Source organism: Paramuribaculum intestinale (assembly GCF_030759015.1).
Classification (GTDB): domain Bacteria; phylum Bacteroidota; class Bacteroidia; order Bacteroidales; family Muribaculaceae; genus Paramuribaculum; species Paramuribaculum intestinale.
The window spans coordinates 382,176-395,728 of record NZ_CP098825.1 but is presented as its reverse complement, the minus strand read 5'-3'; the positions used below and the strand labels follow the sequence as shown (position 1 = coordinate 395,728).

General features: G+C 53.2%; 12 protein-coding genes. 4 read left to right on the top strand and 8 right to left on the bottom strand.

All coding sequences use genetic code 11. The features are described from left to right. Positions 1 to 171 precede the first annotated feature (171 nt). Positions 172 to 4,041 carry a DNA polymerase III subunit alpha gene (dnaE, locus tag NF347_RS01590; RefSeq protein WP_107035079.1) on the top strand — a complete coding sequence of 1,290 codons (3,870 nt, stop codon included), beginning with the start codon at positions 172 to 174 and terminating at the stop codon, positions 4,039 to 4,041. A 740-nt stretch (positions 4,042 to 4,781) separates the two neighbouring features. Continuing rightward, a complete protein-coding gene (gene trxA, locus NF347_RS01585) occupies positions 4,782 to 5,108 on the top strand; it encodes a thioredoxin (protein ID WP_107035080.1) in 327 nt (108 codons plus the stop codon). A gap of 99 nt (positions 5,109 to 5,207) precedes the next feature. Here trxA and NF347_RS01580 read toward each other — a convergent pair whose 3' ends face one another. From NF347_RS01580 to miaB, 8 genes are all read right to left on the bottom strand, one after another. Beyond that, positions 5,208 to 5,798: an IMPACT family protein gene (locus NF347_RS01580; RefSeq protein ID WP_370364541.1), complete on the bottom strand. Its 591-nt coding sequence runs from the start codon at positions 5,796 to 5,798 to the stop codon at positions 5,208 to 5,210. Positions 5,799 to 5,808: 10 nt separating this feature from the next. After that, positions 5,809 to 6,858, bottom strand: coding sequence for a tRNA preQ1(34) S-adenosylmethionine ribosyltransferase-isomerase QueA (gene queA / locus NF347_RS01575; RefSeq protein WP_107035081.1), 1,050 nt, complete (start codon positions 6,856 to 6,858; stop codon positions 5,809 to 5,811). Between the two features lie 20 nt (positions 6,859 to 6,878). After that, positions 6,879 to 7,616, bottom strand: coding sequence for a tRNA pseudouridine(55) synthase TruB (gene truB / locus NF347_RS01570; protein ID WP_107035175.1), 738 nt, complete (start codon positions 7,614 to 7,616; stop codon positions 6,879 to 6,881). A gap of 14 nt (positions 7,617 to 7,630) precedes the next feature. Next, the gene (locus NF347_RS01565) at positions 7,631 to 8,470 is read right to left on the bottom strand and encodes an undecaprenyl-diphosphate phosphatase (RefSeq protein WP_107035082.1); all 840 of its coding nucleotides are present in this window, start codon (positions 8,468 to 8,470) and stop codon (positions 7,631 to 7,633) included. Continuing rightward, positions 8,470 to 8,679 (bottom strand): DUF3098 domain-containing protein, encoded by a 210-nt coding sequence (locus NF347_RS01560; RefSeq protein ID WP_237612974.1) that lies wholly within the window; start codon positions 8,677 to 8,679, stop codon positions 8,470 to 8,472. The genes NF347_RS01565 and NF347_RS01560 overlap by 1 nt, the downstream gene beginning before the upstream one ends. Positions 8,680 to 8,950: 271 nt before the next feature. After that, positions 8,951 to 9,832 carry a cell division protein FtsX gene (locus tag NF347_RS01555; RefSeq protein ID WP_161553823.1) on the bottom strand — a complete coding sequence of 294 codons (882 nt, stop codon included), beginning with the start codon at positions 9,830 to 9,832 and terminating at the stop codon, positions 8,951 to 8,953. Positions 9,833 to 9,845: 13 nt separating this feature from the next. After that, entirely contained in the window at positions 9,846 to 9,995 is a 150-nt protein-coding gene (locus tag NF347_RS01550) for a hypothetical protein (protein WP_161553824.1), read from the bottom strand. 21 nt (positions 9,996 to 10,016) lie between these two features. Continuing rightward, positions 10,017 to 11,363, bottom strand: a complete 1,347-nt coding sequence (miaB, locus tag NF347_RS01545) for a tRNA (N6-isopentenyl adenosine(37)-C2)-methylthiotransferase MiaB (RefSeq protein ID WP_370647401.1) — start codon at positions 11,361 to 11,363, stop codon at positions 10,017 to 10,019. A gap of 44 nt (positions 11,364 to 11,407) precedes the next feature. Between miaB and NF347_RS01540 the strand changes: the two genes are divergently transcribed. Beyond that, positions 11,408 to 11,752 carry a hypothetical protein gene (locus NF347_RS01540; RefSeq protein ID WP_107035086.1) on the top strand — a complete coding sequence of 115 codons (345 nt, stop codon included), beginning with the start codon at positions 11,408 to 11,410 and terminating at the stop codon, positions 11,750 to 11,752. 28 nt (positions 11,753 to 11,780) lie between these two features. After that, positions 11,781 to 13,274, top strand: coding sequence for a succinate CoA transferase (locus NF347_RS01535; protein WP_107035087.1), 1,494 nt, complete (start codon positions 11,781 to 11,783; stop codon positions 13,272 to 13,274). Positions 13,275 to 13,553 lie beyond the last annotated feature (279 nt).

Sequence of the window (13,553 nt, the reverse complement as noted above, 5' to 3'; positions counted from 1 at the left end):
GCAATTCAGCACCATATCACATCAAAAAAAATCTCAAAAAAAAAGCCACAAGCGTTGTCGATCCGATTTTGCCCGCCGGATACAGACATATCCCCGCAAAATTCGTAACTTTGAATCCCCGCTCCAAAACACGCGGCGAAGACTCCCCTTTATTATTTATATAGTCATCCTATGGCCACAACACCATTCGTACACCTGCACGTACATACACAATATTCACTGCTCGACGGACAATCAAGCATCTCCGCACTTGTCGACAAAGCTCTCGACGACGGCATGGCCGGAATAGCCATCACCGACCACGGAAACATGTTTGGAGTGAAAGAACTCTACAACTACGTTAATGGTGGATGCATGAAAGGCTACAAAAAGAAACTTGAAAAAGCCCAGAAAAGCGCCGATGCAGCCAAAACGGCACTCTTTGAAAACCGCATCAACCGTATTAAGAACGGCGACTTCCGCATAATCCTCGGATGCGAGATGTATGTGGCCAACGGATCAAACCTCGAGCATACCGACAAACGCGATACCGGACGCCACTTGATCGTCCTCGCCAAGAACCTTACCGGATACAAAAATCTGATCAAACTCGTTTCGGAGGCATGGACCAAGGGCTTCTACATGCATCCTCGAACCGACAAAAAATCCCTCGCCGAGCGTCGCGAAGGACTCATCATCGCATCGGCGTGTCTCGGAGGAGAAATACCACGCCTTGTACGCGACGGCCGCATGGAGGAAGCCGAAAAGAGCGTACTATGGTGGAAAGAAACATTCGGCGACGACTATTATATAGAAATACAGCGCCATCCCACTGACCGCCCCGGATCCAACCGCACCGTATGGGAAGACGAAAAAGCGGTATATCCCAAAATGGTGGAAATCGCACGGCGTCACAACATCAAGATCATAGCCACCAACGACGTTCATTTCGTCAACTATGACGACGCCGAAGCCCACGACCGCCTGATATGCGTCAGCACCAACAGCTTCATTACCGACCCGCAACGCATGCGCTACACCAAACAGGAGTGGCTCAAGACACAGGCCGAGATGTCCGAACTCTTTGCCGACATCCCCGAAGCGCTCGAAAATACCCTCGAAATACTGCAAAAAGTAGAGCACTACTCTATCGACCACCCGCCGATCATGCCCACATTCGCCATACCGGAAGATTTCGGCACAGAAGAGCAATACCGACGCCAACTGACCGAAAAAGACCTTTTCGACGAATTCACACGCGACGAAAACGGCAACGTAGTGCTCACCCAGGAACAGGCCGACGACAAAATAAAAAAGCTCGGAGGCTACGACAAACTCTACCGAATAAAACTCGAGGCCGACTACCTCAGAAAACTCGCCTACGAAGGTGCTGCCCGACGCTACGGCACTCCCCTCACGCCCGAACTGGAAGAACGGATCAACTTCGAGCTCCACATCATGAAGACCATGGGTTTCCCGGGCTACTTCCTCATCGTGCAGGACTTCATCAGAGCCGGACGCGAAGACCTCGGCGTCAGCATCGGACCCGGTCGAGGATCGGCCGCCGGCAGCGCGGTAGCCTATTGTCTCGGCATCACACAGATCGACCCGGTGAAATACGACCTGCTGTTCGAACGCTTCCTCAACCCCGACCGAATTTCGCTCCCCGATATCGACATCGACTTCGACGACGACGGACGAGAAGACGTGCTCCGCTACGTCACCGAAAAATACGGAGCCGAAAAAGTAGCACACATCATAACATACGGCACCATGGCATCCAAACTGGCCATCAAGGACGTCGCACGTGTCGAACAGCTCCCGCTGAGCGAAAGCGACCGACTGACCAAACTCATCCCAAAGCGCATGCCGGAAGTCGACGGCAAAGCGCTCGATCCGTCGCTTGACAACTGCTACAACTACGTGCCGCAATTCAAAGCCGAACTCAGCAGCAACAACCCACTCGTTGTCGAAACGCTCCGCTACGCGCGCGAACTCGAAGGTACCGTGCGCAACACCGGAGTGCACGCCTGCGGAGTCATAATATGCCGCGACGACATCACCGACTGGGTGCCGGTCAGCACCGCAGTCGACAAAAGCTCCGACTCCAAGGAAAAGACCATCGTCACACAATACGAAGGAAAAGTAATCGAGGAAACCGGACTGATCAAAATGGACTTCCTCGGACTGAAAACGCTCTCCATCATAAAAGAAGCGCTTGCCAACATCAAGCGCACCACAGGCAAAGTCATTGACATCGAAACAATCGACATAGACGACCGCAAGACCTACGACCTCTACTGCCAGGGCAACACCATCGGCACATTCCAGTTCGAGTCCACCGGCATGCAGAAATACCTGCGCGAGCTACAACCATCGACATTCGAGGACCTCATAGCCATGAATGCGCTCTACCGCCCCGGCCCCATGGACTACATCCCCGACTTCATCGCCCGAAAGCACGGACGTGAGCCGATCGTCTACGACATTCCTGAGATGGAAAAATATCTCAAGGACACCTATGGAGTGACCGTATATCAGGAGCAGGTCATGCTGCTGTCGCGACTGCTGGCCGGATTCACCCGCGGACAGAGCGACACCCTCCGCAAAGCAATGGGCAAAAAGCTCATCGACAAGATGAACGAGCTTGAAAAACTGTTCATGGAGGGAGGACAGGCCAACGGCCACAAGCCCGAAGCGCTACAGAAGATATGGAATGACTGGAAAAAATTCGCTTCCTACGCGTTCAACAAGAGCCACGCCACATGCTACTCGTGGGTGGCATTCCAGACAGCATGGCTCAAAGCCAACTACCCCGCCGAATACATGGCCGCCGTACTCTCACGCAACCGCTCCGACATCAACAAGCTCACCATATTCATGGAGGAATGCAAACGGATGCACATCACCATCAAGGGACCCGACGTCAACGAGAGCTACCTTGAATTCGGCGTCAACGCAGCCGGCGACATCCGATTCGGACTCGCCGCTATCAAAGGAGTAGGCGAAGCTGTGGTCACCGAGATAATCAACGCACGCGCAAAAGGCGGCCCGTTCGAATCAGTATACGATTTTATCGAACGCGTGCCCACCGCAGCGCTCAACCGCCGACTGATCGAAAATCTCGCCTATGCCGGAGCATTCGACTGTTTCGCACCCGACATCAAACGAGAAGACTTCTTTGAAAAAAACTCCAAAGGAGAGTTTTTCAGCGAAGCACTCATGCGCTACGGCCAGCTTTTCCAAGCTGACAAACAGACACAGGGACTGAGCCTGTTCGGCGATGACGACCCCACACTGACCATCGCCGGACGCCCACCCGTCAACCCCGCCCTCCCTTGGATCGACGCCTACAAGCTCGAAAAAGAGCGCGACCTCGTGGGCATCTTCCACTCAGCCCACCCGCTCGACGGCATGTTCCTCGAAATGAAATACGGACTCGACCAGCTCAAAGACTACAAGACAGAAAACGTCACACGCGACCGTGTCTACACCTACGGTGGCATCGTCATCGGCCTTGACCGACGACAGGGACAGAACGGCTCAAGCTACGGATACCTCAAGATCGAAGACTACAACGGCACCGCCGAAATCTACCTCAACGACAAAAGCTTCTATCAGTTCGCCAACTTCGGCATCCCCAACACCGCAGTATATGTCAAAGGCCAGTACGGCCTCCGGAAAGACGGCAACATATTCTTTTCAGTAGCCGACATCAACCTCTTGTCAAACCTCAAAGGAAAACTGATCCGGGGCATCACCATAACCCTCGACCCCGAACAGCTCAACACAGCCGTCTACGACATACTCAGCGCCATGATGGCCGGCGCCGACGACACTCCGGCCGACGACAAATCCTCACCCGTACCGCTTACCGTACGATTCTTCGAGCCGTCGGCCAACCGCTATATCACCATGCAGTCCATGAGCAAGATCAACCTCAACCGTCAGGTGCTCGAAGCGCTCACCGACATGAACATAGAGTTTGCCATCGACAAGGCCGCACCCGAACCCGCAAAGGAAGAGAATCCCGCACAACGTTTTAGGCAGTTCAGAGGCTAAACCATTACCCATAGACAATAAGCCTATTACTAAATTTTTTATGTTAAAAAACATATTTTTTGAGCATAATTAGCAGAATATCCACTAACTTTGCACCGAGTTAAGTGTATATATTATAGAATCTCCGAAGAGTCGGAGACATAGATTGTTTTAGGTTTAATTAAAATTTAAGTATTATGCGTCAGATGATTAAAATGATCAAAGGTCTTCATCTCACCTATGGTACATTCTTCCGCATCACGGGCGACTGCACCATCGAGTAAGATCCAAAGACACGCGGACAGCGACTGATCACTCAAATCGATGATCAGACGTCAAAGCCCGCCATCAGACGAAGCTGAATCCGATAGGCACAAGCTTCAGCGTTCACCAACAGAAGTCTAACATAAAGAAAGGACGCCAAGATGAAAAGACTTTTGACAAAAGTATCTGAATGGTACATCGGAGCGGCTTCAATGACCTACCTCCACAGGTAAGTCCACGACAAGCCCCACAATCATCGATCCCGGTTCGGACTCCAGCATCAGCTGGATGCAATCCGACCGGTTTCAACAAATAAAGACGATGTACCCTACCGATCCGGCTTTACGGATCACAGACACAGCGACGATTGCTCCACGGCTTGATGAAAAGCCGGCGAGAGCAATTTTTTTTGTCCACACTCTTCCCTTTCTCCATAAAGATAACTACCTTTGCACTACCGAAAACTAATAGATCAACCATATAACCTATACACTATCATGGCAATCAAATTTACCGATTCCGACGTAAAATCCATCATCGCCTCCGGCGAACCCGTAGTAATCGACTTCTGGGCCACATGGTGCGGCCCGTGCATGCGCATGGCGCCTGTCATCGACGAACTCGCCGAAAAATACGACGGTCGCGTACACATCGGCAAATACAACATCGAAGAAGAAACCGAACTCTCCGACGAATACCGCATCATGTCAATCCCCACGATCCTCTTCTTCAAAAACGGTCAGCAGATCCGCGACCTCCGTCTTGCCGGATCGCAGAGCAAAGCCAAGCTCGAAGAAAACATCGAAGCCCTCCTTGCTCTCTGATCCACACACCCGGATTATCAACCGACATACATAAAAGAAGACGCAGTGTCAAAATTATGAGTTTCGACACTGCGTCTTCTTTTACACTGTGGTATGGCCTCAGTCCACACGCTTGGCCGGAAGCCTTGCAAGCAGCCCCTCCAGATGATCGCGCCTGATCGACAGCCGCAGCCTGCAAATATTGTCAAACTGCTGCTCCAATATCCGCGCCTCCGAAGCCTTAAGAGTAGTCATTACCGCATTCATATCCTCATACACGAAGCTTATCGACGCCTCCTCCTCCTCGCAGCGGCTCACAGTCTCTCCGGCCTCGATCGCCTCACGGGCTGCCTCGCGATATGCCACGATCAGTCCGGAAGTGCCAAGCTTTATACCGCCGAAATACCTCACAACGACCACCGCCACATTAGTCAGTCCAGCCGAACGGATCTGACCCAGGATCGGCTTGCCCGCCGTCCCCGACGGCTCTCCATTGTCGCTCGAAAGCCACTCACGCCCGCCCGGACCGAGAAGATAAGCCCAGCACACATGGCGGGCGTCATGATACTCATTGGCGATAGCCGCTATGGCGCTTTTCGCCTCCTCCGCAGTAGCCACCGGAAAGGCAAAGGCTATGAAACGGCTCATTTTCTCCCTGACCGTAGCCGTCGACTTTCCGGCCAGAGTCAGATATTCGCTTGACTGCTCCAACTGCCGGCTGTTACAATATCAGCATTGCGTCGCCATAGGCGCCAAAACGGTATTTCTCACTGATTGCCTCATCGTAGGCCTTCATCACCAGATCATAGCCGCCGAACGCCGTTGTCATCATGAGCATTATCGAATACGGCATGTGAAAATTGGTCACAAGCGCATCTGTGACAGTGAAATCGTACGGAGGGAAGATAAACTTGTTTGTCCAGCCCGAATAAGTCTTCATGTGGCCCCCCATGCTTACCGCACTGGCTATGCCGCGGAGCACAGATGTGCCCACCGCACACACACGATGGTCATTGTCCTTTACCCCATTGACCATATCCACCAGAGCCTGGCTCACCTCCATCTGCTCGGAGTCCATGCGGTGCTTGGTCAGATCCTCCACATCTATCTCGCGGAAATTGCCCAGACCGCTGTGAACAGTCAGGAAAGCCTGATGTATACCCTTGATCTCCATGCGCTTCAGCAGCTCACGGCTAAAATGCAGACCGGCTGCGGGAGCAACCACAGCACCCTCTTTGTCAGCATATATCGTCTGATAACGCTCGGCATCCTCCTCTTCAGGCTCACGCTTGATGTATTCGGGCAGAAGCGTCTGTCCGAGCTTGAACAGAGCCTCCTTGAATTCATCATGATCACCGTCATAAAGAAAACGCAGAGTGCGGCCGCGCGAAGTCGTGTTGTCTATCACCTCGGCCACCATCGAGTCGTCATCACCGAAATAAAGCTTGTTGCCTATGCGTATCTTGCGGGCCGGCTCTACAAGCACATCCCACAACTTGTTTTCAGCATTAAGCTCACGCAGCAGCGACACCTCGATTTTAGCACCGGTCTTCTCCTTGTTGCCATACAGACGGGCCGGAAACACCTTCGTATCATTAAACACGAATATGTCCCCGTCAACAAAATAATTGATTATATCCTTGAACACACGGTGCTCGATCTCGCCCGAAGCACGGTGCACCACCATCATGCGAGCCTCGTCGCGATGTTCCGAAGCATGCTGTGCGATCAGTTCCTCCGGAAGCTTGAACCTAAACTGTGAAAGTTTCATATCCTTTTCTGATTTTGATTTTACTGCTTTATCGCCGCATCAGGCTGCTCCGCCAGCTCAGCGTCGCGTATCATCTCCACGGTGCCATCCACCGACAGACAGTCATCGATGCCTACTTCCCCGACACGTGTGCGCCTGAGAGCCGTCAGATGACCGCCCGATCCGAGCGCCTGACCGATGTCGCGCGCAAGCGCCCTTATATACGTGCCCTTGCTGCACACCACCCTTATCGTGATGCTCTCCCGACTATATTCTGTCAGCTCTATCTCGTCGATCACCAGAGTTTTTGCCTTAAGATCCACCGACTGACCCTTACGGGCCTTCTCGTATGCCCGCTTGCCGTCGACCTTGCAGGCCGAATACTGCGGCGGTATCTGCTCTATCCGCCCTTTGAATCGCTCCAGAACCTGTTCCACAAGTTCGCGGGTAATATGTTCCACCGGAAACCGGGCATCAATCTCCGTTTCGAGGTCAAACGACGGCGTGGTCGCACCAAGCGCTATCGTCGCCACATACTCCTTCACACCGCTTTGGAGCTGCTCTATGAGCTTCGTTGCCTTGCCGGTGACCACTATCATCACCCCCGTAGCCAGAGGATCGAGCGTTCCGGCGTGTCCAACCTTGAAGCGCTTCACCCCCAGACGACGCAGCACAGTGCCACGCAGACGCTTCACCACATCGAAACTGGTCCAGCCAAGAGGCTTGTCGACGGCAAGTATCTCCCCCTCGACAAAATCTTTTTTCGCGCTGATATCCATCTCCTGCATGATTATCACCACAGTATGCACACCAGGCCCATTGCCACGCAATAAACCGCAAACCACACGAGCTTACCACGCTTCACTATCTCTATCATCCACTTGCAGGCAGCGCAGCCCGATACGAACGACGCCACGAAACCCACCGTCAGCGGAAGCCAGCCTATGGTATTTATCACCGCACTCTCGCCCGAAGCCATGTCCATGACATTGAGCAAAGCCTCCCCGAGAATCGGGATTATGACCATGAAAAACGAAAATTCAGCTACAGCGCTGCGGCGTGCACCCATTGAAATACCGGTTGCTATCGTAGTACCAGAACGGCTCAGACCCGGCAAAACGGCGATCGACTGGGCGATACCCATTGCCACCGCGTCGATCCATCTCACGCCATGACCCGGATCTTTACTGCTGCCATCGGCCACAGCCTGCTCCAGCGTCGGACGTGTCCTGAAAAAATAAGCGAACGAAAGCAACGCCGCCGTCACCAGCAGGCAACAGCCCACCAATGTCAGACTACCGCCGAAGAAACTCTCTACAGTGTCCTTGAAAAAAACACCGACGATTGCCACCGGAATGCACGACACCAGTATCTTGCACACATAAGAGAAATTATCGTCACGACGCCATGTGAAGAAACTCACACACAAAGGCACGAATTTACGCCACAAAACGACTATCGTGCTCAACACCGTGGCCACATGCAGCGCCGTGTCAAACTCCAGTGCCTCCGCACCCGCAAGCTGCAGGCCAAGCACCTCCCGGCATATCTCAAGATGACCGCTCGAACTTATCGGCAGGTATTCGGCCAGTCCCTGGACCAGACCGAGTATCAGAGCATCTATCCAATCCATCACTCAGCACCCTCCTCATGCTTGCTTTTGCTGGCGCGCGGACGCCACATTATACCTATCCCCATGAATATAAATCCGAGGAACGCCATAGTCGGACCGACCACTATGCGACGCGTGCTGAATATATCGGGATTAAACTCCGTTTCGGTCGAAGGAGCTCCGGTCATCAACAGAAAACCGGTCACGATCACTGCGGCCGCGACAGCCATCAGGATAAAATTGATCTTTACCAGCGGAAGTCTTACGTATGACTCACGCTCCAGTGCACCGGCATCATCGCCCTGCTGCAGCCTGCTGTTATTTGTCATTATCGATAATTTTATTATATCAATAGTAAGCGTTCGAATTCAATTTATCCTAAAAGACTTTCTTTCACTTACTATCACTTACACTTGAATACCTACTTACATCATTTGTCCGAATATTTCACGCCACACGCATCACTGCTCCATCAGCCCATGCATAGTGTCTGCCGCTTTATCAGCAGAACATCTCGTCGTAATCGGCACGCAGATACTTGTTGGCCGACAGCAGAGCCGACAGCCCGCATATCGCAGCCCCGAGCACGAACAGAGCCGCAAGCACCGCTATCAGACCATCGACACCAACCGCACGCATCACCTCCGGATCGACCGTAGTAAGATACCATAGCAAACCGCCAAGCACTGTCGAAGCCACAGCGGCAGCGATCAGACCCTGCAGGATATTGCTGACCACAAACGGCCGGCGTATGAAGCCCGGCGTAGCACCGACAAGCTTCATCGTATGGATAAGGAAACGACGGGAATAGATCGTCAGCCTCACAGTGTTGTTGATCAACACGAAAGATATAGTCAGCAGACACACCGCCACTATCAGCAACACCAGCGTGAGCGAATGCATCGTATTGTTTACAGCCTTGATCAGATCAGAATGAAGCTGCACGTCACCGACACCCGGCAACCGTCTGACAGCATCAGTCACAGCCTTCAGACTGTCAGGATTGCTGTATGCCGCCGTCACCGAGACCTCAAACTCCGGGCTGAACGGATTCACACCAAGCAACGCCTTCTCCGAGCCATCATCTCCGGCCAGCTCCTGCCAACGCGCCATGACCTCCTCGGCCGACGCATAGCGCACATTGGCCACATACGGAGCCTTGCGCCAATAATTCCTCATCGACAACACCTGACTTTCCGAAGCGCCATCGGCCATAACGACTACAAATCCCACCTGTTGGCGTATGTCATGACTGACACTTCGCGCCGCCAGACCCAGCAGAGCCGTCAGCCCAAGAATGACCAACACAAGCGCCACGCTGACAGTAGCTGTCAGCTGAGTGCTTCTTACAGGGATTCCACGCCCTCGTTTATCTCTGCTCATACGCTTCAATGATTTAGATATAGTGAGCCGGGCTATCATATTTGCCCACCCCTTGTTTTACAAACTGCAAAGATAACACATCAGCCACCCCGATGTCAAGATTTTTAACCCCATTTAATGATTTTTCGCCAGAGCCTGCCGGAATTTCGCCAAGGTCAGCCACGAAAACTCACCCGTCTGCAGATCATTCGCCAAGCAATGTAGCGGAAGTTGAGTCGGCGATTGTCACACTGACCGTATCACCCACCTTGACCGCACGGCGCGGAAACACCACCGTCTTGTTGGTATCCGTCCTACCCACCATCTGCTCCTTGCTGCGCTTCGACACGCCCTCGACAAGCACTTCCATCGTCCGGCCCACATCACGGCGGTTAGACTCAGCCGACAGCCGACCCTGCAACTCGATCATGCGGTTCAGACGATCAATCTTCACCTCCTCGCTGATATTGTCGGGCAGATGACGTGAAGCGTACGTCCCCGGACGCTCGGAATACTTGAACATGAATGCAGAGTCAAAGCCCACCTCACTCATCAGACTGAGCGTAGCCTCGAAATCCTCATCCGTTTCCCCATGAAACCCCGTGAACAGATCCGTCGTGACCGAACACCCCGGCAATATGCGGCGTATCGCCCCGATACGGTCGAGATACCACTCTCTGGTATATTTCCGGTTCATGGCCTTAAGCACCGCGTTGCTCCCGCTCTGCACCGGAAGATGAATATGCCGGCATATATTCCTGTGGGCTGCTATCGTATGAAGTATCTCGTCGGTCATATCCTTGGGATGCGAAGTCGTGAATCTCACACGCATGTCGGGCACAGCCTCGGCCACCATCGCGAGCAACCCGGCAAAATCCGTCACCGAGCCGTCGGCGTTCTCCCGCCTGTACGAGTTGACATTCTGCCCCAGCAGAGTCACCTCACGATAACCCTTGGCCTGCAGATCGGCCACCTCGGCAAGTATGCTTTCGGTTTCACGGCTTCGCTCACGACCGCGGGTATAGGGCACGATGCAGTAAGAACAGAAATTGTTGCAACCGCGCATGATGCTCACAAATCCCGAGATCGGATTTCCGCCTATCCGGCGCGGTATTATGTCGCGGTAGGTTTCCGTGGTGCTCAGCTCCACATTGACCGCCTTATGCCCCGACTCGACCGCAGCAAACAGCTCCGGCAGCGACATATAAGAGTCCGGACCCGCAACCAGATCCACGCCATGACGTTCAGTCAGCTCCTCCTTGGCTCGCTCGGCCATGCATCCCACCACACCAATGATCAGACGACCGTTTTTACGACGCTTCACCGACTGCAGATACTGCAGACGGCTTACTATTTTTTGCTCGGCATTGTCGCGGATAGAGCACGTGTTCAACAACACGGCATCAGCATCCTCCAGATCGTTAGACAACTCATACCCCGCCATTTCCATCACGGCGGCTATCACTTCGCTGTCGGCCGAGTTCATCTGGCAGCCGTAAGTTTCGATGAAAAGCTTCAACTTCATTTGCGTATCACCACTTATTTCTTTAATTTTGCACAAAATTACTAATTCAGTGCATAACTGACAAATCAATCATGGATGAAATCCTCTCCATAATCGTCTGTGCGGTCATCGGCGTCTTATTCACCTGGATAAGCGAACGAGGCAAACGCAACCGTTCACGCGCCGAGGCCGCCGCCACGCAAGATCATGACAATCACCGCGAGCGCGTCAGACGGCACGCTCCTCCATTGCCTGTCACACATGCGCCGCGACAAATCGCGCCTGACATACCCGAAGAAGGCGTCAGGGTCATATCCGACCGACCGCTGGAGGTCAACGACCAGACCGCACAACCAGGATCGACCCGGAACAAACAAGCCCGCAACCGATGGAGGCAGGCGATTATCGACTCTGAGATTTTAACACGAAAATACTAAACTACCGTAAATCTTATATTTTACAACAATGGCATTTCCAATTCTGTCGGCACAGGAAGCTGCCGAACTCATCAAGAACGGCGACAACATTGGCTTATCAGGCTTCACAGCTTCAGGTTCGCCTAAGGTAATCACCGAAGCCCTTGCTGCTAAAGCCGTGAAAGAACATGAGGCCGGACGCCCCTTCAAGGTTAGCGTTTTCACCGGCGCATCGACCAACAACCACGCCGACGGAGCGCTCGCGCGTGCCAACGCCATCGCCCGCCGCACACCCTACCAGAATACCCCCGACCTGCGACTGCGCATCAACTCCCACGACTGCCACTACTTCGACCTGCATCTGTCGGAGCTTGCACAGAAATTCAGATACAACACATATGGTGAGCTCGACTGGGCGATACTCGAAGTTGCAAAAGTATTCGAAAACGGCGAAGTAGTGCTCGGCACCGGCGTCGGCAACGTACCTACATACGCCGCCAAAGCAAAAAAAATATTCCTTGAGCTCAACACCAAGCTTCCCGAAGGGCTCTACGGACTCCACGACATCTACATGCCTCTCGACCCGCCCCACCGTCGCGAGATACCGATCTACACGCCATCCGACCGCATCGGACACCCCACCGTCAAGATCGACCCCTCGAAGATCGCCGGAATAATCCATTCCGACGCCTACGACGGCATCAAGGGATTCACCGCGCTCGATGACACCACACTGCAGATCGGAGCCAACGTGTGCAACTTCCTCATCGGCGAAGTACGCGCACAGCGCATACCGCAGGAGTTCCTGCCCATACAGTCCGGAGTCGGCAACGTCGCCAACGCCGTGCTGTTCGGCCTCGGCGACGCCAAGGAGCTGCCACCGTTCGCCATGTACACCGAAGTGATACAGGACGCCGTGATCGACCTCATGCGAATGGGACGATGCAAATTCGGATCCACATGCTCGCTGACACTCTCCGACGCCAAAGAAGCCGAAGTGCTCGACGACCTCGACTTCTTCCGCGACAAGATCGTCATCCGCCCCGCCGAGATCTCCAACAGCCCCGAAGTGATCAGGCGACTCGGAGTCATAGCCATGAACACTGCTCTCGAAGCCGACATATTCGGCAACATCAACTCCACCCACGTGGTAGGCACACGCATGATGAACGGCATCGGCGGATCAGGCGACTTCACACGCAACGGATATCTCTCCATATTCTCATGCCCCTCCATCACCAAAGGCGGCCTGATTAGCAACATCGTGCCCATGTGCTCGCATATCGACCACACCGAACACTCCGTCGACGTCATCATCACCGAACAGGGAGTTGCCGACATCCGTGGCCTTGATCCCGTGCAGAGAGCCGAGCGCATCATCGACAACTGCGCACATCCGATGTACAAGGAGCTGCTCCGCGACTATCTCAAGCTGGGCAAAGGCGGCCAGACTCCCCACCACCTTGCCGCATCACTCGGATTCCACACCGCGTTCCAGAACACCGGCGACATGCGCCTGACCGACTGGTCGCAGTACGCCTGATACACTGCCGACAATTCCGGCATCAATTTAGAGATTGTCTAAATTTATATAATACGGATTTTGAGAAGGATTGTCAGATGGATTTTTGTTTGTGATGAGGGAGTGTAGCCGTAGCTACATGACCGAGGGGCAAACAAAAAGACGCTGGAAAGACTCTCAAAAGCAAAGTGATATGAATTTTAGACAATCTCTTAGAAACTGTTTAAAATTAGAATTGAAAAAATGTTATAGGGCATAACAAACCCTCAGCCAAAGTGTTGAAGGAGAAAAACATTGTTC

Coding starts and splice junctions, on each gene's coding strand:
- dnaE (WP_107035079.1), top strand. CDS start 172: ATGGCCACAACACCATTCGTACACCTGCACGTACATACACAATATTCA.
- trxA (WP_107035080.1), top strand. CDS start 4,782: ATGGCAATCAAATTTACCGATTCCGACGTAAAATCCATCATCGCCTCC.
- queA (WP_107035081.1), bottom strand. CDS start 6,858: ATGAAACTTTCACAGTTTAGGTTCAAGCTTCCGGAGGAACTGATCGCA.
- truB (WP_107035175.1), bottom strand. CDS start 7,616: ATGGATATCAGCGCGAAAAAAGATTTTGTCGAGGGGGAGATACTTGCC.
- NF347_RS01565 (WP_107035082.1), bottom strand. CDS start 8,470: ATGGATTGGATAGATGCTCTGATACTCGGTCTGGTCCAGGGACTGGCC.
- NF347_RS01560 (WP_237612974.1), bottom strand. CDS start 8,679: ATGGCTGTCGCGGCCGCAGTGATCGTGACCGGTTTTCTGTTGATGACC.
- NF347_RS01555 (WP_161553823.1), bottom strand. CDS start 9,832: ATGAGCAGAGATAAACGAGGGCGTGGAATCCCTGTAAGAAGCACTCAG.
- NF347_RS01540 (WP_107035086.1), top strand. CDS start 11,408: ATGGATGAAATCCTCTCCATAATCGTCTGTGCGGTCATCGGCGTCTTA.
- NF347_RS01535 (WP_107035087.1), top strand. CDS start 11,781: ATGGCATTTCCAATTCTGTCGGCACAGGAAGCTGCCGAACTCATCAAG.